This is a genomic window from Microbulbifer variabilis, from assembly GCF_052467165.1.
This window is the reverse complement of the sequence record NZ_CP174301.1, coordinates 2,524,169-2,545,101: the sequence shown is the minus strand read 5'-3', so window position 1 is coordinate 2,545,101 and position 20,933 is coordinate 2,524,169. Positions and strand designations below refer to the sequence as shown.

Genomic DNA, 20,933 nt, shown 5'->3' with positions numbered 1-20,933 from the left:
ATTGTTCTCACTGCAAAAACTCCGGATAAGCCTCACGATGCTGCTATCCGTTGGCGCTATTGGTTAGCACCGTTCTTCCTTAAGTACCTTTTGCTAGTACCGCCCTGTACCTGTGCCATAGGCTTCCATGGCCGGGTTGGGCGCCACCCTTCGGTCAGTTTCTAGCTGGGTGGCAAGGTTTGCGTCATCAATACGGGCTCTGTAGTTCGGCTTTTGGCCGATCTGTGTGTTCTATATTTTGTTCACCGGGCACGTGGAAGCTGGAACACCCGGGTAGCCAGTGCGGTCGCTGGCATTATTTTCTACAAAGCGGGACGCAAGTTTATGAGTCGTCCTTTCAAGCGCTGCGGGTCACGGCCCGTCTTACCTTCGCGATATTTACCCACCTAACAGTGGGCTGTTTTGCTGCTGAGGCCCCCATAGGGTTCTCGTTTTGGGAGGCACTCATCAGCTAAGTTTCTATCAATGACGCGGCATTCCCGCGCACCGGCCGAACAGCGGTATTTTCTCTGAAGCCATGGCTGTCTCTTCATGTGGGAAGTTGCCAGTGGCCGAAAACCAGCGGAATTCAGGCCGGCCGAATATAGCACGGGCAGGAGGGTGCTTCAATTGTCCCTGCTGCGGCGCTATGATGCGCGTCATGCGAAGTATACCTCCCCAAAAACCGGCTGAGGCCGATAGCCCCTCTGATACCTGGAACCCTTCTGGCGGCGTGCAGTTTTTAACTGTGCCGGATGAGTTGGCAGGGCAAAGGATTGACAACTTTTTACAGGCGCGCCTTAAAGGTGTGCCCCGTTCAAGAATCTATCGAATCCTGCGCAAGGGTGAGGTAAGAGTAAATAAAGGACGGGTTAAGGCGGAATACAAGTTGGTGGCGGGGGATGTGGTGCGTGTGCCGCCAATCCGTGCAGCCGAGCAAACTCCGGCCCCTGTTGCAGGAGAGCAGCTGCGCCAGCTGGTGAAAGAATCCATACTATATGATGATAATGGGTTAATGGTGATCAATAAGCCTGCAGGCCTTGCGGTGCATGGCGGCAGTGGCGTGCGCCTCGGCTTGATTGAGGTGTTGCGGCAGATGTATCCGCAGAGTCGCTTTATAGAGTTGGTACACCGTCTCGACCGTGATACTAGTGGTGCCATTATGGTGGCGCGCAAGCGTGCCGTTTTGCAGCATGTGCAGTCAGAATTGCGTAACGGCCAGATAGGCAAGTCTTATCTGGCGCTGGCCGTGGGCAAATGGCCTCGAGGTCGGCGGTTGGTTGAGGCTCCCCTGCGTAAAAACACCCTAAAGAGTGGGGAGCGTATGGTGTCAGTACACCCTGAGGGTAAGCCCTCAGAGACACGCTTTCAGTTGCTTGAACGTTTCAAGGCGGCCACTTTGGTTTCGGCGGTGCCAGTGACCGGGCGTACTCACCAGATCCGGGTTCACGCACAGTTTGTGGGTTGCCCTTTAGCTGGGGATGCTAAATATACCCCAGATGACACAAACCGGGAGTTTCGCTCCCGCGGGCTAAAGCGTCTGTTTCTCCACTCCGCTTCGGTCCGTTGTTCGCTCCCCAGCGGTGAGAGGGTGCATGTTGAAGCGCCCCTGCCCGGCGAGTTAGAGGCGTTGTTGAAGAAGTTGCGGGAAGAATAGGTCTGCTGGTTGTATGTTGGTTATTCTCGATTGGGATGGCACAGTTTGTAATTCTGAGTCGCGTATTGTCGCTTGCATGTTGCGAGCGGCTGAGCGGGTAGGGTTGCCGGTCCTGGCACCTGAGGCGGTAAGCAATATTATCGGACTCGGCCTGCCAGAGGCTGTGGCAACACTTTTCCCTGAAGCTGTAAGTGAGGATAAGCTGGCTTTGCGGCAGTTTTACTCAGAGGAGTGGATGGCTGCGAGGGTGGAACCCTTGCCGCTTTTCAATGGGGTGTTGGATACCCTCGATAAGCTGCTTTGTGCCGGACATCAGCTGGCAGTGGCGACAGGTAAAAGTCGCCGGGGCCTCAATCGCGAGTTCAAAGAGCATGGAATGGGGCATTTGTTTGTCGCTAGTCGCTGTGCCGATGAGACTGCCTCCAAGCCTGATCCACTGATGCTAAGCGAGTTGCTGTCTGAAACCGGCCATAAGGCTGAGGAAGCTGTCATGGTTGGTGATACGGTTTACGATTTGGACATGGCAGCGGCTATTGAGATGCCGTCCATCGGTGTTAGTTATGGCGCCCATTGCCCTACCAGGCTGCAGGAATGTCGGCCCAAGGCCATAATTGATGAGTTCTCAGGCCTGCTTAGCTGGCCGCCTTTGGTTCCCTAGTTGCTGGTGCTAGTGGGCTGATGCCGAATTCACCAAGGAAATCTACCAGGCGAATCAGGGGGAGGCCCACCAGAGTGTTGATATCTGAGCCCTCTAGTTTTTCAAAGAGCGTGATACCTAGCCCTTCAACTTTGAATGAGCCCGCGCAATCGTAGGGCTCCTCCAGATCTATATAGCGCTCTATCTGCTCCATACCGAGCTGGCGGAAGTAAACGGTGTAGATTTCTACTGAGCTCAGTTGTCTCTTGGTCGTACTGTTAAGCACGGATAACCCGGTGAAGAAGGTAACTTTGTTGCCGGAGCAGGCGCGGAGTTGGGTGATTGCCCGTTCGCGGTTACCTGGCTTGCTCAGGATGCGGCCATTGCACTCTGCTACCTGATCGGAGCCAATAATCAGCGATTGAGGGTTCTTTGGCGCCAGTGCGTGAGCTTTTTCCTCAGCGAGCCTCAGGGCTAAAGCGTTGGCACTCTCCCCGGGTTTTGCCTCCTCATTTATCTGGGGTGCAATATGTTCAAAGGAGAGGTGCAATTGCCCTAGTAATGCTCTGCGGTAGGGGGAGCTTGAGGCCAGTATCAGTGAAAGAGACATTCCAGGGGGTGTTTCCGTAATTGATTGGTCGAAGTTTGTGACCGCGCGATACTGCAGCGCCTTAATTGTTTTGACAAGGGTAGAGTGAGTCCATAGAATTGCGCGCTTATGTCGATAGCCCCCTCAAAATCAGTATTACCAAAGAGCATTGATGCTCGGAAATTGGTGCAGCGTGAACAGTATTTAGACGGTATTTTGCCGTGGGAACCACTGGATCGACTGCGTACAGCCGTGGAATCTGTGGATGGGGAGGTCGTGTCTGAATTGCAATTTGGGCGCGATCTGCAAGGTCATCTCACTGTAAACGGCAAAGTGTCGTGTACTGTTGAGCTGCTGTGCCAGCGCTGCCTGCACCCAGTGCGTGAGCAGATTGAGGCACAGTTTTGCTGGGGTATCGTTTGGTCTGAGGAGCAGGGTAAAGCCCTCCCCAAGGATCTGGATCCGGTGATCCAGGAAAGCGAGGAGCTAAACCTGCACCAGATCCTTGAAGATGAAATTTTGCTCAATCTGCCGATGGTGGCTTATCACGATGAGGAATGCGTCTCCAGGGACAGTTTTCATGTCGGTGAGGAGAAAGCGGAGGCGGGTGAGCAACGAGAAAACCCCTTTAAAGTGCTGGGGCAGTTGAAGGGTTCTTCGGGTAAGTCCTAGATTTATCCGAGGAGTTTGGGCTCGCCGGTAGGCGCCCCGGTTCCAGTGAAATTTGTTTATTTTAGGAGCTAGCAATGGCTGTTCAACAAAACAAGAAGACTCGTTCCCGTCGCGGCATGCGCCGTTCTCACGACGCCCTGGGTGCTGGTGCAACTCTCTCTGTGGACCCTACCACCGGTGAGAAGCATCGTCGCCACCACGTGACCAAAGACGGTTTCTACCGCGGTCGCAAGGTGATTGAAATCGGCGGCGGCTCCGAAGAAGAGTAAGCCTTGTCCAGCCAATTGCGATTGGCCGTGGATGCAATGGGCGGGGACTTAGGTCCCCGCTCTGTCGTTCCGGCCTGTATTAGATTTCTTCAAAATTTCCCCAATGCGCAGCTGAAGTTATTTGGCCCTCGCGCGCAGCTTGAGACTCTGATCCTTGAGTTTCACAAAACCCGATTTTCTAACCGTCTTGAAATAGTCGATTGCGCCCAGGTTGTTACGCAAGAGTGTAATCCGCTGCAGGCCGTGCGACGCAAGCGTGGCTCCACTATGGCAGAGGCCTTGAAGGCGGTTGCCAGTGGTGATGCCCAGGCTATGGTTACCTCGGGAAATACCGGCGCGCTGTTGGCCCTGAGTCGTAGCATACTGGGTAATATTGATGGCGTTCGAAAGCCCGCGCTGGGCAAATCGGTCCCTTCCGGCCACGGCTCCTGCTATCTTTTGGACCTCGGTGCGAATGTTGGTTGTAGCGCGGAAGATTTGTTGCAGTTTGCGCGTATGGGTATTGAAGCTCAGCACATTCATACGGCTATCCCCCGCGAGAGTATTGAGGTCGCTTTACTGAATATTGGCTCGGAGGCACACAAAGGGACTGCTGAGATTCGTCGCGCTTCAGAGCTGCTTGAGGCGGATCCAGAGGTCAACTATGTGGGCTTTGTGGAAGGGCACGACATATTTACCGGTTCTGTCGATGTGGTTGTCTGCGATGGGTTGATGGGAAATGTGGCGATGAAGTCCGCTGAGGGTGTGATTCGACTAATGGGTCAAAAAGCGTTCACTATCGAGAAAAAGGGGTGTTTCAAGCGTTTTTTTGGCCAATTAGCCATAAAGCTGTTGCGAAAATGGCGTACACAGGTGGAACCCGCTCGCTATAATGGCGCCAGCTTTGTAGGGGTGAAGGGCAACGTGATCAAAAGTCACGGAGGAGCCAGTAGCGAGGCTTTTTACCGGGCAATGGTGACGGCGAAGGAATGTGCTGATGCCAACCTGGCCGCCAAGGTTGGTGCCGCTATGGCCCAGGCTGGCGAGCGAAACTCAAAGGAAATGGGGTAGGAAGTACGTTCCCCCTCCTACTGAAATTTGCCAAATAGGTTTAAGGATATCTTATGACCAATGCTGCGCTTGCATTTGTCTTTCCGGGGCAGGGATCTCAGAAGATCGGTATGCTTTCTGAGATTGCTCAAGAGGCTCCCGAAATCCAGGCCATTTTCGCCGAAGCTTCAGAGGTTCTTGGTTATGATCTGTGGGATCTCTGCCAGAACGGTGAGCAAGAGGCGATCAATCTCACTCAGCGCACCCAGCCTCTTCTTTTGACTGCCAGTGTAGCCCTGTATCGCCTGTGGCGTGCCCGTGGGGGAGCCCAGCCTGCTCGTATGGCGGGGCATAGCCTGGGGGAGTGGTCTGCCCTGGTTTGTGCTGGAGTGCTGGTCTTTAAAGATGCAGTGCATCTTGTTCGGGAGCGCGGTCGTTTGATGCAGGAAGCGGTTCCTGTGGGTACAGGTGCTATGGCTGCAGTGATAGGTCTCGAAGATGAGGCTGTGGAAGCTGCTTGTGCCAGTGCTGCAGAAGGTGAGGTGGTTTCCGCTGTAAATTACAACTCTCCTGGGCAAATAGTGATTGCCGGCAATAGCGCAGCGGTTGATCGTGCTATAGAGGCCTGCAAGGCTGCCGGCGCTAAGAAAGCAATGTCCCTGCCGGTAAGTGCCCCGTTCCACACAGAGTTGATGCGCCCAGCGGCGGAGAAGCTTGCTCCCCAGATTGAAGCGGCGGAATTTAACACACCTGAAATTCCGGTTGTGCACAATGTGCATGCGGGAGTTGAATCGGATCCTGCCGCAATTAAGGCTCTAATGATTGAGCAAATCTATCGCCCGGTACGCTGGACTGCATGTACCCGCAAGATTATCGCCGATGGCGCTGCGCAGTTGGTTGAGTGTGGGCCAGGCAAGGTGCTGGCTGGATTGACAAAGCGTATTGATCGCAGTGTTGCTTGCCACAACATCGACAGCCCCAGTAATTTCAATGAGGCACTGAGAGCTACAGCGGTCTGAGTAGTGTTTTGGCGACTGCCATTGGTTGAATAAGGATAAAGCGAGTATGAGCCTAATGATTTCCCTGGAGGGCAAAGTAGCCCTGGTTACCGGTGCCAGCCGCGGTATTGGTGCGGCAATTGCAGATATGTTGGGTAGCCTGGGGGCAACAGTGGTCGGCACTGCCACCAGTGAAGGCGGTGCTGAAAAAATTAGCACGCGCTTTGCTGAAAAGGGCATCAAGGGAGCTGGTATGGTGCTTGATGTTACCAGTGCGGAGAGTATTGCCGGACTTCATGCTGCCATAAAGAATGACTTTGACGTGCCAACGATTTTGGTAAATAACGCAGGTATCACTAAAGATAACCTGCTGATGCGCATGAAGGACGATGAGTGGGATTCTGTTGTTGAAACTAACTTATCTGCAGTTTTTCGTATGACCAAAACCTGCTTGCGGGATATGACCAGGGCTCGCTGGGGGCGAATTATTAATATCAGCTCTGTAGTCGGTAGCATGGGTAATGCCGGACAAAGCAATTATGCGGCTACTAAAGCGGGTGTTGCTGGTTTTGCGCGGTCCCTTGCAGCCGAGATTGGTTCTCGTGGAATTACCGTAAATACCGTGGCTCCGGGTTTTATTGATACAGATATGACCAAGGTGTTGCCAGAAGCTCAGCGCGAAGCGCTACTTGGTAAAATCCCCTTGGGCCGTCTTGGTCAGCCCGAAGAAATCGCATCTGTGGTAGCCTTCCTGGCAAGCGATGCCGGAGGATATGTCACTGGTGAGACAATTCATGTCAATGGCGGCATGTACATGACCTGATGTTTGTTTAAAAATACTTCTTTAACTCATTGATTTTAGGAGTATTTTGTTATTTGCTGATGGTGGTGCAGGGCCGTACATTACATCCCTAAAAACTTGGGGTACAATGGCCTCTGAATTATCCAAAAGCTGTGTGAGCCGGTCGTTATCACCGCCAATTAAGTTGGTGAAATAACAATAACGACTAAAACAGATTTTTACCCACTAGGAGTTAAATTGAATCATGAGCAGCATTGAAGAGCGCGTTAAAAAGATCGTTGCTGAACAACTGGGCGTGAAGGAAGAAGACGTAAAGCCTGAAGCCTCTTTTGTTGAAGATCTGGGCGCGGACTCACTCGACACAGTTGAGCTGGTTATGGCTTTGGAAGAGGAATTCGAAACTGAAATCCCTGACGAAGAAGCCGAAAAAATCACTACTGTTCAGCTGGCAATGGATTATATCAAGGACAACCTTGGTTAATTCCTGCTGGGTAGTTTAGGCGCGAACAGCATAGTGTCTGTACGTAGCCAAGCGATTCTGAGAGCCGTTCTATGTTACATAGCGCGGCTCTCTTTTTATGAGCACTATGGAATTGTGACTGCTGGCCGAATGTTGTTTCCCTCACCGTACGGGGGGAGTGCAGCGGCCGCAAGAGTTTCGGGGGGACCGCAGTGTCGCACAGAAGAGTTGTTGTAACCGGAATGGGCGTAGTCAGCCCGTTGGGTAACACCGTAGGAGAAACTTGGTCTGGCATTCTGAAGGGGGCCATTGGCGCAGCTCCGATAGAAACCTTTGATGTTTCAGCTTTCTCAACCCGCTTTGCAGCTACGGTAAAAGATTTCGATCCCACTCCTTATATGCCCGCGAAAGATGCGCGCAAGATGGATACTTTTCTGCAATACGGTTTGATTGCAGGTATCCAGGCTATGCAGGATAGTGGTCTGGAGGTGAGTGGCGAGGGTGCCCAGCGCATGGGGACCTGCATTGGCTCCGGAATGGGTGGCATTATGGCCATCGAAGACAATGCGATGTTAATTGCGGAGAAGGGACCTCGCCGCGTATCGCCTTTCTTTGTGCCTGGTGCCATTATTAATATGGTCGCTGGTAATCTGTCTATTAAGTACGGCCTGCGTGGGCCGAACCTTGCGGTGACCACGGCGTGTACAACAGGCACTCATGCGTTGGGCCTTGGCATGCGTACGATTCAGTATGGTGATGCCGATGTGATGGTGTGTGGTGGTGCAGAAATGGTGACCACTCCTGTCGGGCTCGGTGGATTCTGTGCAGCTAGGGCGCTCTCGACACGTAACGATGATCCCCAAACTGCCAGCCGTCCTTGGGACAAAGGCCGGGATGGTTTTGTTCTGGGTGAGGGGGCTGCAGTACTTGTGCTGGAAGAGTATGAGCATGCCAAAGCACGTGGTGCGAATATCTATGCGGAATTGAGCGGTTTTGGTATGAGTGGTGATGCCCACCACATGACGTCGCCACCGGAAGATGGTGCGGGTGCGGCGCTATCTATGCAGAATGCGCTCAAGGATGCAGGCATGAATGCTGATGAGATCCAGTATATCAATGCCCATGGCACCTCCACTCCTCTGGGGGATAAAGCGGAAATCGAGGCTGTTCAGAAGGTTTTTGCAGGTAACACTGAAAAACTAGCTGTTAGCTCCACTAAGTCTATGACAGGTCACCTTTTGGGCGCTGCCGGTGCGATCGAAGCGGTATTCTCTGTGTTGGCGCTACGTGACCAAATAGCCCCGCCCACGATGAACCTCTATGAACCAGATGAGGCGTGCGCCGATATTAATTTAGTGCCCCAAGAGGCGCAGCCAACAGCCATTGAGTCTGTGTTATCCAACTCCTTCGGGTTTGGTGGCACTAATGGCTCGCTGATTTTTAAGCGAATCTGACCCTGCCTGCCCGCCGTAGGGCGGGCAACTCTCGCCCCGAGGAGAGTATGTCCAAGTTGCCGCAGTTCTACCGAAAAGGGCGCCGGGCTAGCGAACTGGTGCCCGATAGTGACTATGCAAATGGAATCCTCGAAACCATGCGTTGTCACAACGGAAGTCTGCCGCTGTGGTCTCTACACCGATCTCGGCTGGTACGCAGCTCTGCCCTCAGCGCACTGCTTCTTTCTGATATTGACCGCTTTATTAAAAAATTGGCTGCTAAATGTAGTCAAAATGCAGCAGTTGCACGACTTCGTGTAGGGTTTGTCGATGGGCGTGAGTGCTGGGACTTAGCTTTCCTGCCCCTGATGCGCGGTCTTGAAGAGGAGCTTGGTGCTCGCCTGTATCCTTGCCACACTAGGCTGCTCAGCTCGGAAAGTAAGAACTTGGGCTGCAAATTTTTGGATCGCAGTCGATATAATGCTGCGAGAGCCGAGCTGCCTGATGGTGAACGCCTCGACGGTTTGATATTTGATGATTCGGGCCGAGTAATTGAGAGCCTGCGCTGTAATCTCTTGGCGAGATTTGGAAATACTTGGGTAACTCCAAATTTGACCAGGTGTGGTGTTCATGGGGTTATGCTGGATTGGCTTTCCGGTCATATCCGGTGGCAGGAGCAGGATATGAACATCGAGACATTTTGTGAGGCAGATGAAGTGGTCCTGTGCAACAGTGTTCGCGGAGTAATACCTGTTGTCGAGATTATTGGCTATAAAAGTTGGTCGATAGGACCTGGTGCGCGGAGGTTACAGCAGTTGATCGTGGAAGCATTGTGGTGAAGAAAAAGCGGGCCGGCGCCCTCGGTAAGTTATGGAAGGCCTTTTTTGCCAGCGTTCTCCTGGCGTGCGTGCTGGTGGCAGCTTCTGCATGGGTGCTGCAGGCAGCCTTGGCGACACCGCTTCAGCTGCAGGAAAGCGGTTTACAGTTGCAGGTAGAAAAGGGCGGTAGTCTTTCGAAAACCCTCCGGGAGTTGAAGACCGAAGGTGTAATCAACTGGCCGCGCCTGGTTCTCGCCTACGCCTACTGGGAAGGTAAAACCGATATTCACTCCGGGGAATATCTGGTGCCCCACGGTAGCACTGCTATGGATCTGATTGCGCGCCTGAATAGAGGAGAGGTCACCAGTTACCGGGTGACTCTGGTTGAGGGCTGGACGTTTCGACAAGCCCTGGAAAAAATCAGGTCCGGGCGGAATATTGTAAAATCTGAAGCGGGCAGAACTGTCAGCGCTGCAGCTAAAGCACTGGGGCTTGACGAAGGCGCTGTGGAAGGGTGGATCTTCCCGGATACTTATGTTTACCGATCCGGTACTACCGATATCGAACTCCTGCGAGAAGCTTATGAGCGTATGCGGCAGGTTCTTGAGGAAGAGTGGCAGGCTAAAGGGGATGACCTTCCTTACAAGTCCCCCTACGAGGCACTGATTATGGCTTCGCTGATAGAGAAGGAAACCGGGCAGCCTTCCGAGCGCAGCGAGATTGCGGGGGTTTTTGTTCGCCGGTTGCACAAGGGAATGAGGTTGCAGACAGACCCCACCGTGATTTATGGGCTGGGAGAGGATTATGATGGTAATCTCACCCGCGCCCATTTGCGCCAATCGACTCCTTACAATACTTATGTAATCGATGGGCTTCCACCTACACCGATTGCTTTGCCTGGACGTGCAGCTATTAGGGCTGCATTAAACCCGAAGCCGGGCAGGAGTCTTTACTTTGTGGGGAAGGGGGATGGCTCCCATCATTTTTCGACAACTCTGACAGAGCACAACCGTGCAGTGCGAGAGTATCAGCTGAAGCGACGAGCGGATTACCGCTCCAGTCCAGCAAAAGGAAATTAGTTACAGTGTCGCGCGGAAAATTTATAACCCTGGAAGGGGGTGAAGGTGTTGGTAAATCTACCAACCTGAAATTTATTACCCAATGGTTAACAGACCGTAATATTCCGTTTATTCAAACCCGTGAGCCTGGCGGTACGCCTTTGGCAGAACAGTTGAGAGAATTGCTCCTGGCGAAGCGTGAAGAGCCTGTGAATCCGACCGCTGAGCTGCTGATGGTGTTCGCAGCACGTGCCCAACATCTGGCCCAGGTTATCCTACCTGCGCTGGAGCGTGGTGAGTGGGTAATCTGTGATCGCTTTACAGATGCCACTTATGCGTACCAGGGTGGTGGTCGCCAACTGGACCGGCCACTGATTGAACAACTGGAAAATACTGTACAGGGTACATTGCGTCCCGACAAAGTATTGCTTTTGGACCTCGATCCGGAGATTGGCTTGCAACGAGCAGCGAATACCGGTGCTGCCGATCGTTTTGAAAGTGAGCATTTGGGCTTCTTTCAACGAGTGCGTCACGCCTATCGCAAACGTGCCGAGGCTTCACCTTCCCGCTACGCCATCATTGACGCCGGACAGCCCCTGCAGCAGGTCCAGCGGGATCTTGGTCAGGAGCTGGAGCGCCTGCTGATTTGATTCGGATATCCGCTTTCTTTGGCAAAGTGGGCGTGTTCATTTAAAAAAATTTCCTGGATCTAAACTTGGCAATTGTCAGTGTCTGAAACATTTCAACATATACCTATCCCCGAGCTGTTGCCCTGGCAGGCCTTGCAGTGGCAGCGCATTGGAGCCCAGTGGCGGGCAGGGCGCTGCCCACATGCTTTACTGCTAACAGGGCAGGCTGGCCTGGGTAAACGCGCATTTGCTGAAGCTTTTTCTGCGTTGGTGTTGTGTGAACAACCGCAGGGTGGCCAGGCTTGCGGAGGCTGTAAAGATTGCCGCTTGTGGCAGGCTGGTTCCCACCCAGACTTCCTGAGAATAGAACCGGAAAAAGCCGGTTCTCCACTTAAGGTGGAGCAGGTTCGCCAATTGGGTGATTTTGTCTCGCGAACTAGTGGCCGCGGTGGGGCGCGGTTGGTCTGGCTGGCACCGGCGGAAGCGATGAATATCAATGCTGCTAATGCCCTGCTAAAAAATCTTGAAGAACCGGCGGCATCGGTTATTTTTTTGCTGATTAGTGATTCTCCTGCTGGGCTGTTGCCAACGATCTGCAGCCGTTGTCAGTCGATTACTTTTCCCTCTCCAGCAGAGGAAGTGGCTTTGCAATGGCTGCACAATCAAGGCCTGGAAGAACAGCTGGCACGGCGTGCGCTGGCTCTGTCTGGTGGTGCGCCCCTGTTGGCGGCTGAGTTGGCTGAGCCCCAAGCCCGTGAAGTACGTGAAAAGTTCCTGCGGGAGCTCACGTGTATTGCTGAAGGGCGCACCAGTGCTGTTGCAGTTGCCGGGCGTTGGGAGGCTCCTCCGGAGTGCACAGAAATAGAGCAGCTTCTGCAGTTTTGGCAGCAGTGGATCTCGCAAATGGCCCAGGTACGCAGTTGTGATTTGACCGGTGATGCCCAATTAATGGCGCTTTTACAGCGTTTACCTGGTGGTGGGGAGGAGGGTTTGCGTCCTCTCTTTGGGTTCTATGATCACCTACTTCAAGCGCGCAAAGGGTTAAAGAGCGGGGCTAACCCCAATCGTCGCCTGCTGCTTGAGGAGTTGATGATTCGCTGGGCAAGGCTCTTTACTGTCTAGTGCCGCTTTTCAGTAGGTTGCAAATTTATAATTACAGGTGCGAAAAAGATGAAAAAGCGCTGTTTCTGGACAGAATCAGTACGCTCAGATAAGTTAGCGCATCATTGAAGAACATTGAGGTTGAGCATGAAAGCCATGGGAGGCGGTGCCCGCAACGGCATCCTATCGCTGAAGATTCAAGACAAGTCAGTTCTCTACGCGGCTTATATGCCCTTTGTGAAGAATGGTGGCTTATTTATCAGTACCGATAAATCTTACAGTCTTGGCGATGAAGTGTTCCTGCTGCTGAGCCTAATGGATGAGCCGGAAAAGATCCCGGTGGCAGGTAAGGTGATTTGGATTACTCCGAATGGAGCCCAGGGTAACAGAACTCCCGGGATTGGGGTTCAGTTTGGCGATAAAGATAATATTGCGCAAAACAAGATAGAAACCTATTTGGCCGGTACGCTTGAGTCCAGCCGACCCACTCATACGTTGTAACTTACACATGCTCGTAGATTCTCACTGTCACTTGGACAGGTTAAAGCTCGATAAATTTGATGGTGACCTCGATGCGGTGCTTGAATTGGCGCGCGATCGTGGTGTTGGTAAGTTCCTTTGTGTTGGCATCAGCCTCGATAATGCCGACGCAGTTGTTGAAATCGCTTCTCGCTACCGCGATGTTGTCTGTTCGGTAGGTATCCATCCGCTCGATGTGGAATCTGGTTTGGCCGGTGTTGACAAGTTGATAGCAATGGCCGAACGTCCCAATGTGGTAGCGTTGGGAGAGACCGGCCTTGACTACTATTACAGTACAGAAACCAAAGATGTTCAGCAGCAGAGTTTTATCGCCCATTTACAGGCTGCAGGGAGTGCGCAATTACCGGTAATTGTGCATACCCGCGATGCACGTGAAGATACTATCGATTTGATCCGTACACATGGAAACCTGGAAACAGCTGGTGTACTGCACTGTTTCACCGAAAACTGGGAGATGGCAAGATCCGCCTTGGATCTTAACTACTACATCTCTCTGTCTGGTATTGTCACCTTCAAGAATGCTGGGGAGCTGCGCGATGTTGCGCGTAAGCTACCACTGGACCGCTTGCTGGTGGAGACTGATTCTCCTTACTTAGCGCCGGTTCCCTACCGGGGCAAAGCCAATATTCCAGCTTATGTGCGTGAGGTGGCAGAATTTATTGCCGAGTTGCGTGGCATCCCCTACGAACAGCTGGCTGAAATAACTACAGAAAACTTTTTCAGATTATTCCCGCGGGCAGCCTAGCCTGATCCCGACTATAGGAAGTACCCGAATGATGAAGCAGCAGTTGCAGGTCATGCTGACCCTGCAAGATGAAATTAATACCATGGTCAATGAAAATTGGCGGGCCCAGAATTTTGCCTGGTACCGGGCGATCTGGGTAGAGAGTGCAGAGTTACTTGATCACTATGGCTGGAAGTGGTGGAAAAAACAACAGCCGGAAATCGACCAAGTAAAGCTTGAGCTGGTAGATATTTGGCACTTTGGTCTTAGCCTGGAGTTGCAGCAGGGGTCACCTGAGAAAGTGGCTGAAACTATGCTGGGTGAAATAGAAAAGGGATTGCGGGCCCCAGGTGATTTTCGCGAGAACCTGGAGTCTTTCACGCTCAATACTTTGGCCAGTAAGCAGTTCGATCTGGGTGGTTTTGCACAATTACTTGCAGATGTGGCAATGCCCTTTGCTGAACTGTACCAGCGATATGTTGGCAAAAATGTACTCAACCGTTTTCGTCAGGATAACGGTTATAAAGAAGGCACTTATATAAAGAACTGGGCTGGTCGAGAAGACAATGAACACCTGGCAGAAATTGCCGGGCAGCTCGATCCTTCTGCGGCGGATTACAGTGACCAGGTCTATTGCTCTCTACAAGAGCGTTATCGAGAAATTGCACTGGCATAATCGTTCTTTTAATGCGTTGGTTGGACGATAAAGAAATTCACCAAGAAATTGAGCCAGTAATTCTATCGCTTGAGGTGAAATTTGCACACGAGGCCCTATAATGCGGCCGCTTACAAACGAGGAGAACTATCGTGAAAGCACCTGTTCGTGTTGCTGTTACCGGCGCCGCCGGTCAGATCAGCTATTCGCTGCTGTTCCGTATTGCTTCCGGCGAGATGCTGGGTAAAGATCAACCAGTTATTTTGCAGCTGTTGGAAATCACTCCGGCATTGGAAGCGCTAAAAGGCGTTGCCATGGAGCTCGAAGACTGTGCTTTCCCGCTGCTCGCGGGTATTGTACAGAGCGATGACGCTACTGTTGCGTTCAAAGACGCTGACTACGCTCTGCTCGTAGGTGCGCGCCCCCGTGGACCGGGTATGGAGCGTAAGGACTTATTGGAAGCCAACGCTGCAATTTTTTCCGCGCAAGGCAAGGCCCTGAACGATGTTGCCTCTCGCAACGTAAAAGTTCTGGTTGTTGGCAACCCGGCTAATACCAATGCCTTGATTGCCCAGCGCAATGCGCCGGACCTGGATCCACGCAATTTTACCGCTATGACCCGTCTGGACCATAATCGCGCATTGTCGCAACTGGCCAATAAGACTGAGTCCAGTGTTAATGACATTACCCACATGACCATCTGGGGCAACCATTCCTCCACTCAGTATCCAGACCTTCACCAGGTTAAAGTATCTGGCACCCCGGCAATGGATAAAGTGGAGCAAGACTGGTACGAGAACGACTTTATCCCAACCGTGCAGCAGCGCGGTGCCGCTATCATCAAGGCACGCGGTGCATCTTCTGCCGCTTCCGCCGCTAACGCCGCTATTGACCATATGCGCGATTGGGCGTTGGGTACTGCTGAAGGCGATTGGACCAGCATGGCTGTTTACAGCGATGGTTCCTACGGTATTCAAGAAGGTTTGATTTACTCCTTCCCTTGCACCTGTAAAGGCGGCGACTGGGAAATCGCGCAAGGCGTAGAAATCAACGAATTCTCCCGCGAGAAAATGGCTGCTACAGAGCAGGAGCTGGCGGAAGAGCGTGATGCAGTAGCTCACCTGCTGCCATAATCGCAATGAATTGACAGCCTGTCGTTAGACAGGGTGGCATTAAAAACCCGCACAGTTAGTGCGGGTTTTTTTATGGCGTGACTTAAAGGTTGAACCAATGAGTCGCCCGCCGGATGTGGGCTTGGGATGCTGGCACTACACTGATTGTTAAGTGTTTGTCGGAAGCGTTTGCTATGGTCACAGAAGTCGGCCGCCACTCCTCCCGCTGTGCCTGTATTCTCTTACAGCCGAATCAATCCCTGTCGGTTTCCGGCAACTTATGGGTGTTTTTCTCTCTTGTTGCAGTCTCCTTGGGCATTAGCTTTGCCTTTGCCTTTGCTGGAGCCTGGATGATCCTGCCATTTGCCGGCCTTGAGATCCTGCTGTTGGGGGTTTTGTTTGCCTACGTGTGCATGGAGGGAACACGTCGTGAGGTTATACGAATTAATAATGAGCAGGTGGTTTTTGATTGCTGTAAGGGCTTTAGGCAGCAGAGTGTTTACCACCGCGAGTTTTCCCGAGATAAGCTGGCCCTTCTTGTTCGTATGGGGGCGAGCTCCGCTGAACCGGCCAAAGTGAGCTTCAGTGGGCCTGAGGGCTGCCTGGAAGTGGGGGAGTTCCTCACTGATGCGGAGAAGGCTGAGCTGGTACAGAAGCTGGGTCGGATCGGTATCATTGCTCGCAAGGAGCAGGAGTTTCACTTGCGTCAATTCTGATTTCTCAGCAGTACTGGCGTCCTCCCTATCCACTTTTCGATATAATCCCCGACATTATTTGTAACTACTCCCCAGGGGATTTCTTATGGCTTTTCCCAAAATCGGCAATTTAGCACCGGCTTTTACTCTTACCAACCAAAGTGGTGAGAAGGTTTCTCTTAAAGACTTTTGTGACAAAAGTAATGTTGTGCTTTATTTCTACCCGAAAGCTCTGACGCCAGGTTGTACCACCCAAGCCTGTGGTATCCGCGATAGTAGTAGTGACTTTGAAAAACTTAATACTGTGGTTCTCGGAGTCAGCCCGGATCCAGAAGCCAAGCTGCAACGTTTTATCGACAAGCACGAACTCAATTTTGACCTCCTGTCTGATGAAGATCATAAGATCGCGGACAAGTATGGCTGCTGGGGCTTGAAGAAATTTATGGGTAAGGAATACATGGGCTTGATCAGAACTACCTTTATTATTGATCAGACCGGCCGCTTGCGTCATATCATTGATAAAGTCAAAACCAAGACTCACAGCGAGGATGTCCTTAACTGGATTGGGGAGAATCTTGATTAGTTAATTCGGCGCAAGTGATAGTTTAGCGGGTGCTCTGGGTGCCTCTGGGCCCTGCTTTTTGGTGTTTGGCATGGAAAACGAGCACTGCAGCCATGTATTTCTGCCCTATACAGCACAATAAGATGAAAAAAACCGCTGTCGTCCCTTGCATTCTCAATTCTTGGTCTATACTGGTCGTTGTAAAGGAAAGGTGCGCCGGCGAGAGAGTGTGTCTCTGTGGGGTATTGCCGGAGCGGTTAGTTTAAAAATTGTACATCTCTGTGAAGGATTCGATGTCTGTTTTTGGTGCATCCCGCATCGAGTGGTAGCCCGCTGAAGAAGTTGGTGTTGGAGTGGGCAGGGGCAATCGGGATTCGCTTGATGCGGACATAGAAAAATAACTGCGGCTCACGGAACTCAAAAGGAGCAGCTCGATGAACCATACTCAGCCCGACCAGACTTCGCTCTCTGAAGATAAATCCCTTCAGCAGGCTAGGATATCCGGTGATCCGAATATCCTCGACCAGCTGCTGGCTCCCCCCGAGGCTACCAGCTTTGGCATTGCTGCCAGAGTGATCGATGTGCTTGAGCAGCGCATCGGTAAGGCCTCTCTCGCAATTCGCCCCGTTGCTTCCGACTTAAGCATGTCTACCCGGACACTGCAGCGTCGTTTACAAGAGCACAATCTGAGCTTCGCCTCACTGCGCGATCATGTGCGTTTTCGCCATGCAGTGCACTTCCTGAAGGATACTGCGCTCAGTGTTGATGGAATTTCAAGGATTCTGGATTTCTCCGACAGAACCAGCTTTACCAGCGCTTTTAAACGTTGGACCGGTATGTCGCCTACTGGCTATCGACGCCAGGTTCGCCAGCGCTTTTAAGTGGAAATTGGTTTGGCCGATCTTGCTCTGGTCGGCCCGATCCGTTGCCTCGACGGGGTAAACCCGTTAGAGTTGGCGGCAATTTTATAGGCTGACTCTTTGAGGTTTTGCATGAGCTTTTTTATTCCCTCTGCGATGGCACAGCAGGCAGCGCCGGCACCACAAGGTAATCCAATGATTACCTTGCTGATGTTTGCAGGCCTGTTCGCGTTCATGTGGTTTTTTATTATTCGCCCTCAACGCAAGCGTCAAAAGGAGCACCAGGAGCTGGTTGGTGCCCTGAAAAAAGGTGATGAAGTGGTGATGAGCAGTGGTATGCTCGGTCGTGTTGATAAGGTGGATGAGGACTACATTGTTCTGGAAGTTGCGGACAACATGTCCTTGAAATTCCAGAAAGTGGCAGTTCACGCTGTTTTGCCAAAAGGCACAATTAAAAAGATCTGATAGCCTTTTGGCTTGATCTTACAATTGTCCAGTTGAGAAAGCCCGGCGATTGCCGGGCTTTCTCGTTTCTGTGAGATTGATTCTTTGCACTCTATGTTATCCCTTATAGAAAAAATCTTTTGGAAGAGCAGTGCAAGCTAATAGTCAGCGTGAATCGAAGCCCGCGATAATCCAAAAAATAATGGGCTTTTCAGAATTATACAAAATTCAGGTGGGTACTCGAATTATGACGAAGGCTGTTTTCGTCTTTAAGTAACCCTTTCTACGACCGCAATTTTGTAAAAACAGACAGAGCAACGACGCCAATATTAGCCCTGTCCATAGAAAAGGAGTCTCTTGTGCCCAAAAGCCTGCCTGTCGAGTTGCCTGAGCGCCTTTGTCTTGGCAACCTGCCAACACCACTGCAGCCTCTTGATCGAATCAGTGAGCGTTACTCCCTTCCTTTTGGTGGCCCCAGAATCTGGGTAAAAAGGGACGATCTGACTGAATTTGGGATGTCTGGTAACAAGCTGCGAAAGCTGGAGTTTGTAGCGGCAGAGGCACTCAGCCGGGGTTGTGACACTTTGATTACCTGTGGGGGGATTCAATCCAACCACTGTCGAACAACGGCACTTGTCGGTGCGCGCCTAGGGCTTGGAGTACACCTTATTTTGCGGGGAGAGCCTGATACTTTAGTGGATGGGAACTTGCTTCTGGACCATCTCGCTGGTGCAAAAGTATCTATCTATCCGCCCAAAGAATATACAGCTGAACTTGGAAGGAACTTTGCTTATTGGCAAGAGGAATATCTGGGCCTGGGGCATCGCTCCCTTTGTATTCCCACTGGCGCTAGTGACGGGCTGGGGATTTGGGGGTACCTGTCTGCTTCGCAGGAGCTAATAGAGGATTGTCACAGCCAAGGCTTTGAGCCAGAGTATATTGTAAGTGCCACCGGCAGTGGTGGAACTCAGGCAGGTTTGACCCTGGGTTGCCAGTTGCTTCAAGTTAAAACGAAGGTCACCGGGTACGCAGTATGTGATAGTGCAGCCTACTTCGAGGACAAAGTTCGCGAGGATATCTTTCACTGGAGCCGCTTGACGGGAAACGAGATCAATCTTTCATCTCTCGAGGTTGATGTAAATGCGAATTTTATCGGGCCTGGGTATGGAGCAGCCGGTCCTGAGGTCTACCAGACAATCAATGAGGTGGCCAGCCTCGAGGGAATTTTGCTTGACCCCGTCTACACCGGCAAAGCCTTTCACGGGCTTTTACATCAGTTGCGCAATGGTAGCTATGAAGGTTGCAGCAATATAGTTTTTGTTCACACTGGCGGACAATTTGCTTTGTTTCCCTACCGGCAAAACTTTTCATTTCAAACGGTTTAACGCCCCTTTACTGTTCTAGTGCTGCGTAAGCTGCTAACCTGCGCAACAAATTACGGCTGTTGCTGTATATAAAACAATCAGAATTAATTCAGAGGAGTGGGGGGTTAGCTTGGATTCCTTTAATCAACTGCTGCTGTCATTGGACGGCATGCTCGGTTCGGCACCTTGGTTTCCCTGGGTGTTGCTCGGGGTAGGTTTCTTTTTCACCATTTATCTTGGGTTCCCGCAAATTCGCTATTTCGGGCACGCAATCAAGATCGTCCAGGGTAAATACGATAAACCTGGTGATCCGGGTGATACCTCGCACTTCCAGGCTCTGGCTACCGCGCTTTCCGGTACCGTGGGTACCGGTAATATTGGTGGTGTAGGTCTTGCTATTTTCCTGGGTGGTCCGGCCGCACTGTTCTGGATGTGGATGACCGCCTTCCTGGGTATGACAACCAAGTTTGTCGAAGTAACGCTCTCCCATAAGTATCGTATTAAAGCCGCAGATGGCTACTACGCTGGTGGCCCCATGTTCTATATGGAGCGCCGCCTCAATATGAAGTGGCTGGCAGTCTTGTTTGCCATTGCTACAGTGATCTGCTCTTTCGGTACTGGAAGCCTGCCTCAGGTGAATAATATTGCTCAGGCAATGCATGACTCCTTTGGTATTGAAAAAGCCCTGACCGGTGGTGTACTCGCCATCCTGTTGGGTATGGTGATTATTGGCGGCATTACCCGAATCGCCAAGGTGACTTCCACTATTGTTCCTGCAATGGCGCTGATCTATGTGATTGGTGCACTGGGTGTGATTTTCTACAACATAGAAAATATCGTTCCCTCCTTTGTGGCCGTTTTCCGCGATGCCTTTACTGGCAGCGCTGCAGTAGGGGGCTTCTTGGGAGCCAGCTTCGCCTATGCCTTTAACCGTGGTGTAAACCGTGGCCTCTTTTCCAACGAAGCGGGGCAGGGCTCTGCGCCGATTGCTCACGCCGCTGCGCGTGCCGATGAGCCTGTTTCCGAGGGCATGGTCTCCCTGCTCGAGCCATTTATCGATACCATCATTATCTGTACCTTGACCGGCCTGGTAATCTTGTCTTCCGGTGTCTGGAGCGAAAAACATGAAAACCTGTTTGAGGGTGCGGATACTTATGTAGTGGAAGGGCGTTATGACGAAGGTAACCCCGAGGAGGTGAAGCAGTTATTTAACTACCTCAGTAGCCAGCCCAGCGATGTGAAACCCTATAATGGCTCGGTGGTTGTAACCGATGGTCGCCCGCTAAACGCTCAGGATTTTACCTTGATCCATGCGCGCTCTATCGCTGAAGACTTGGATTTCCGGGTGGGTGAAGATGAATTCAGCGGTGTACTTAATGTGGTGGATGGTAAGTTTGCCAATGAAGATGTGGATATTTGGGGGAAATCCCTGGTGCACTCAGTAGCGCTTACCAATAAGGCTTTCCAGCGCGGTTTCTTCGGTGAGTATGGTGGCTTGATTGTTACCCTGGGAATTTTGCTGTTCGCTTTCTCTACCGCAATCGCATGGTCTTACTATGGTGATCGTTCCATGATCTACCTATTTGGCCCCAAAGCGGTTATGCCATACAGAATTGTGTATGTTATCGCCTTCTTCTGGGCGGCAATTGAGGATACGACTGTTATTTGGAATCTATCCGCTGTAGCCATTGTCATAATGACTCTGCCCAACTTGTTCGGTATTACCGTATTGGCGAAAGAGATGAAGAATACGGTGAAGGATTACTGGAAGGATCCCAGCCACAAATAGTGTGGTTCTTAGGGACTCTAACCTGAAGCGAAAAAAGGCAGCCTGATGGCTGCCTTT

General features: G+C 51.7%; 25 protein-coding genes. 23 read left to right on the top strand and 2 right to left on the bottom strand.

The annotated features are described in order from the left end of the window. Positions 1-462: 462 nt before the first annotated feature. A complete protein-coding gene (locus ACJJIP_RS11255; protein ID WP_157533707.1) occupies positions 463-642 on the bottom strand; it encodes a hypothetical protein in 180 nt (59 codons plus the stop codon). On the opposite strand from ACJJIP_RS11255, the gene rluC reads away from it, so the two are divergent. Next, positions 641-1,636, top strand: coding sequence for a 23S rRNA pseudouridine(955/2504/2580) synthase RluC (gene rluC, locus ACJJIP_RS11250; RefSeq protein WP_157533708.1), 996 nt, complete (start codon positions 641-643; stop codon positions 1,634-1,636). The two genes, ACJJIP_RS11255 and rluC, sit on opposite strands and share 2 nt — an antisense overlap. A 13-nt stretch (positions 1,637-1,649) precedes the next feature. Then, positions 1,650-2,294, top strand: coding sequence for an HAD-IA family hydrolase (locus tag ACJJIP_RS11245; RefSeq protein WP_020415198.1), 645 nt, complete (start codon positions 1,650-1,652; stop codon positions 2,292-2,294). Here the strand turns inward: ACJJIP_RS11245 and ACJJIP_RS11240 are convergent. After that, entirely contained in the window at positions 2,269-2,883 is a 615-nt protein-coding gene (locus tag ACJJIP_RS11240; RefSeq protein WP_020415199.1) for a Maf family protein, read from the bottom strand. The two genes, ACJJIP_RS11245 and ACJJIP_RS11240, sit on opposite strands and share 26 nt — an antisense overlap. A gap of 108 nt (positions 2,884-2,991) precedes the next feature. Here ACJJIP_RS11240 and ACJJIP_RS11235 point away from each other — a divergent pair, with 108 nt between their 5' ends. The 21 genes from ACJJIP_RS11235 (at position 2,992) to ACJJIP_RS11135 (ending at position 20,876) form a co-directional block, all read left to right on the top strand. After that, positions 2,992-3,534 carry a YceD family protein gene (locus tag ACJJIP_RS11235; RefSeq protein ID WP_444945126.1) on the top strand — a complete coding sequence of 181 codons (543 nt, stop codon included), beginning with the start codon at positions 2,992-2,994 and terminating at the stop codon, positions 3,532-3,534. A 74-nt stretch (positions 3,535-3,608) separates the two neighbouring features. Further along, positions 3,609-3,803 carry a 50S ribosomal protein L32 gene (gene rpmF, locus ACJJIP_RS11230; RefSeq protein WP_020415201.1) on the top strand — a complete coding sequence of 65 codons (195 nt, stop codon included), beginning with the start codon at positions 3,609-3,611 and terminating at the stop codon, positions 3,801-3,803. A 3-nt stretch (positions 3,804-3,806) separates the two neighbouring features. Then, positions 3,807-4,853 carry a phosphate acyltransferase PlsX gene (gene plsX, locus ACJJIP_RS11225; protein ID WP_282950751.1) on the top strand — a complete coding sequence of 349 codons (1,047 nt, stop codon included), beginning with the start codon at positions 3,807-3,809 and terminating at the stop codon, positions 4,851-4,853. 53 nt (positions 4,854-4,906) lie between these two features. Continuing rightward, positions 4,907-5,851, top strand: coding sequence for an ACP S-malonyltransferase (gene fabD / locus ACJJIP_RS11220; RefSeq protein ID WP_444945125.1), 945 nt, complete (start codon positions 4,907-4,909; stop codon positions 5,849-5,851). Between the two features lie 46 nt (positions 5,852-5,897). Continuing rightward, positions 5,898-6,653, top strand: coding sequence for a 3-oxoacyl-ACP reductase FabG (fabG, locus tag ACJJIP_RS11215; RefSeq protein ID WP_020415204.1), 756 nt, complete (start codon positions 5,898-5,900; stop codon positions 6,651-6,653). Positions 6,654-6,876: 223 nt separating this feature from the next. Then, entirely contained in the window at positions 6,877-7,113 is a 237-nt protein-coding gene (gene acpP, locus ACJJIP_RS11210) for an acyl carrier protein (protein WP_020415205.1), read from the top strand. A 191-nt stretch (positions 7,114-7,304) separates the two neighbouring features. Continuing rightward, positions 7,305-8,546 (top strand): beta-ketoacyl-ACP synthase II, encoded by a 1,242-nt coding sequence (gene fabF, locus ACJJIP_RS11205; protein WP_444945124.1) that lies wholly within the window; start codon positions 7,305-7,307, stop codon positions 8,544-8,546. 47 nt (positions 8,547-8,593) lie between these two features. Next, positions 8,594-9,364 (top strand): aminotransferase class IV, encoded by a 771-nt coding sequence (locus ACJJIP_RS11200; protein WP_353375327.1) that lies wholly within the window; start codon positions 8,594-8,596, stop codon positions 9,362-9,364. Then, the gene (mltG, locus tag ACJJIP_RS11195; RefSeq protein WP_444945123.1) at positions 9,361-10,422 is read left to right on the top strand and encodes an endolytic transglycosylase MltG; all 1,062 of its coding nucleotides are present in this window, start codon (positions 9,361-9,363) and stop codon (positions 10,420-10,422) included. Before ACJJIP_RS11200 ends, mltG begins: the two co-directional genes overlap by 4 nt. 5 nt (positions 10,423-10,427) lie before the next feature. Then, positions 10,428-11,051 (top strand): dTMP kinase, encoded by a 624-nt coding sequence (gene tmk, locus ACJJIP_RS11190; protein WP_020415209.1) that lies wholly within the window; start codon positions 10,428-10,430, stop codon positions 11,049-11,051. A gap of 78 nt (positions 11,052-11,129) precedes the next feature. Beyond that, positions 11,130-12,152 (top strand): DNA polymerase III subunit delta', encoded by a 1,023-nt coding sequence (locus ACJJIP_RS11185; protein ID WP_444945122.1) that lies wholly within the window; start codon positions 11,130-11,132, stop codon positions 12,150-12,152. 126 nt (positions 12,153-12,278) lie between these two features. Further along, on the top strand, positions 12,279-12,632 hold the full coding sequence (locus ACJJIP_RS11180) for a PilZ domain-containing protein (protein WP_020415211.1): 354 nt from the start codon (positions 12,279-12,281) through the stop codon (positions 12,630-12,632). 7 nt (positions 12,633-12,639) lie between these two features. Further along, positions 12,640-13,416 carry a TatD family hydrolase gene (locus tag ACJJIP_RS11175; protein ID WP_020415212.1) on the top strand — a complete coding sequence of 259 codons (777 nt, stop codon included), beginning with the start codon at positions 12,640-12,642 and terminating at the stop codon, positions 13,414-13,416. Between the two features lie 28 nt (positions 13,417-13,444). After that, positions 13,445-14,071 carry a dUTP diphosphatase gene (locus ACJJIP_RS11170; protein ID WP_444945121.1) on the top strand — a complete coding sequence of 209 codons (627 nt, stop codon included), beginning with the start codon at positions 13,445-13,447 and terminating at the stop codon, positions 14,069-14,071. Between the two features lie 131 nt (positions 14,072-14,202). Beyond that, positions 14,203-15,183: a malate dehydrogenase gene (locus ACJJIP_RS11165; RefSeq protein WP_353375329.1), complete on the top strand. Its 981-nt coding sequence runs from the start codon at positions 14,203-14,205 to the stop codon at positions 15,181-15,183. Positions 15,184-15,356: 173 nt separating this feature from the next. Continuing rightward, complete coding sequence (locus ACJJIP_RS11160; protein ID WP_040629442.1) at positions 15,357-15,878, top strand: DUF2244 domain-containing protein; 522 nt, start codon at positions 15,357-15,359, stop codon at positions 15,876-15,878. A gap of 85 nt (positions 15,879-15,963) precedes the next feature. Further along, positions 15,964-16,440 carry a thioredoxin-dependent thiol peroxidase gene (gene bcp, locus ACJJIP_RS11155; protein ID WP_444945120.1) on the top strand — a complete coding sequence of 159 codons (477 nt, stop codon included), beginning with the start codon at positions 15,964-15,966 and terminating at the stop codon, positions 16,438-16,440. Positions 16,441-16,853: 413 nt separating this feature from the next. Next, entirely contained in the window at positions 16,854-17,300 is a 447-nt protein-coding gene (locus tag ACJJIP_RS11150; RefSeq protein WP_020415217.1) for a helix-turn-helix domain-containing protein, read from the top strand. A 111-nt stretch (positions 17,301-17,411) separates the two neighbouring features. Further along, positions 17,412-17,744, top strand: coding sequence for a preprotein translocase subunit YajC (gene yajC / locus ACJJIP_RS11145; protein WP_020415218.1), 333 nt, complete (start codon positions 17,412-17,414; stop codon positions 17,742-17,744). Between the two features lie 338 nt (positions 17,745-18,082). Further along, positions 18,083-19,108 carry a D-cysteine desulfhydrase family protein gene (locus tag ACJJIP_RS11140; RefSeq protein ID WP_020415220.1) on the top strand — a complete coding sequence of 342 codons (1,026 nt, stop codon included), beginning with the start codon at positions 18,083-18,085 and terminating at the stop codon, positions 19,106-19,108. Between the two features lie 109 nt (positions 19,109-19,217). Further along, positions 19,218-20,876: an alanine/glycine:cation symporter family protein gene (locus ACJJIP_RS11135; RefSeq protein ID WP_020415221.1), complete on the top strand. Its 1,659-nt coding sequence runs from the start codon at positions 19,218-19,220 to the stop codon at positions 20,874-20,876. Positions 20,877-20,933: the final 57 nt, after the last annotated feature.

Coding starts and splice junctions, on each gene's coding strand:
- rluC (WP_157533708.1), top strand. CDS start 641: ATGCGAAGTATACCTCCCCAAAAACCGGCTGAGGCCGATAGCCCCTCT.
- ACJJIP_RS11255 (WP_157533707.1), bottom strand. CDS start 642: ATGACGCGCATCATAGCGCCGCAGCAGGGACAATTGAAGCACCCTCCT.
- ACJJIP_RS11245 (WP_020415198.1), top strand. CDS start 1,650: ATGTTGGTTATTCTCGATTGGGATGGCACAGTTTGTAATTCTGAGTCG.
- ACJJIP_RS11240 (WP_020415199.1), bottom strand. CDS start 2,883: ATGTCTCTTTCACTGATACTGGCCTCAAGCTCCCCCTACCGCAGAGCA.
- ACJJIP_RS11235 (WP_444945126.1), top strand. CDS start 2,992: ATGTCGATAGCCCCCTCAAAATCAGTATTACCAAAGAGCATTGATGCT.
- rpmF (WP_020415201.1), top strand. CDS start 3,609: ATGGCTGTTCAACAAAACAAGAAGACTCGTTCCCGTCGCGGCATGCGC.
- fabD (WP_444945125.1), top strand. CDS start 4,907: ATGACCAATGCTGCGCTTGCATTTGTCTTTCCGGGGCAGGGATCTCAG.
- fabG (WP_020415204.1), top strand. CDS start 5,898: ATGAGCCTAATGATTTCCCTGGAGGGCAAAGTAGCCCTGGTTACCGGT.
- acpP (WP_020415205.1), top strand. CDS start 6,877: ATGAGCAGCATTGAAGAGCGCGTTAAAAAGATCGTTGCTGAACAACTG.
- ACJJIP_RS11200 (WP_353375327.1), top strand. CDS start 8,594: ATGTCCAAGTTGCCGCAGTTCTACCGAAAAGGGCGCCGGGCTAGCGAA.
- ACJJIP_RS11180 (WP_020415211.1), top strand. CDS start 12,279: ATGAAAGCCATGGGAGGCGGTGCCCGCAACGGCATCCTATCGCTGAAG.
- ACJJIP_RS11175 (WP_020415212.1), top strand. CDS start 12,640: ATGCTCGTAGATTCTCACTGTCACTTGGACAGGTTAAAGCTCGATAAA.
- ACJJIP_RS11170 (WP_444945121.1), top strand. CDS start 13,445: ATGATGAAGCAGCAGTTGCAGGTCATGCTGACCCTGCAAGATGAAATT.
- ACJJIP_RS11160 (WP_040629442.1), top strand. CDS start 15,357: ATGGTCACAGAAGTCGGCCGCCACTCCTCCCGCTGTGCCTGTATTCTC.
- bcp (WP_444945120.1), top strand. CDS start 15,964: ATGGCTTTTCCCAAAATCGGCAATTTAGCACCGGCTTTTACTCTTACC.
- ACJJIP_RS11150 (WP_020415217.1), top strand. CDS start 16,854: ATGAACCATACTCAGCCCGACCAGACTTCGCTCTCTGAAGATAAATCC.
- yajC (WP_020415218.1), top strand. CDS start 17,412: ATGAGCTTTTTTATTCCCTCTGCGATGGCACAGCAGGCAGCGCCGGCA.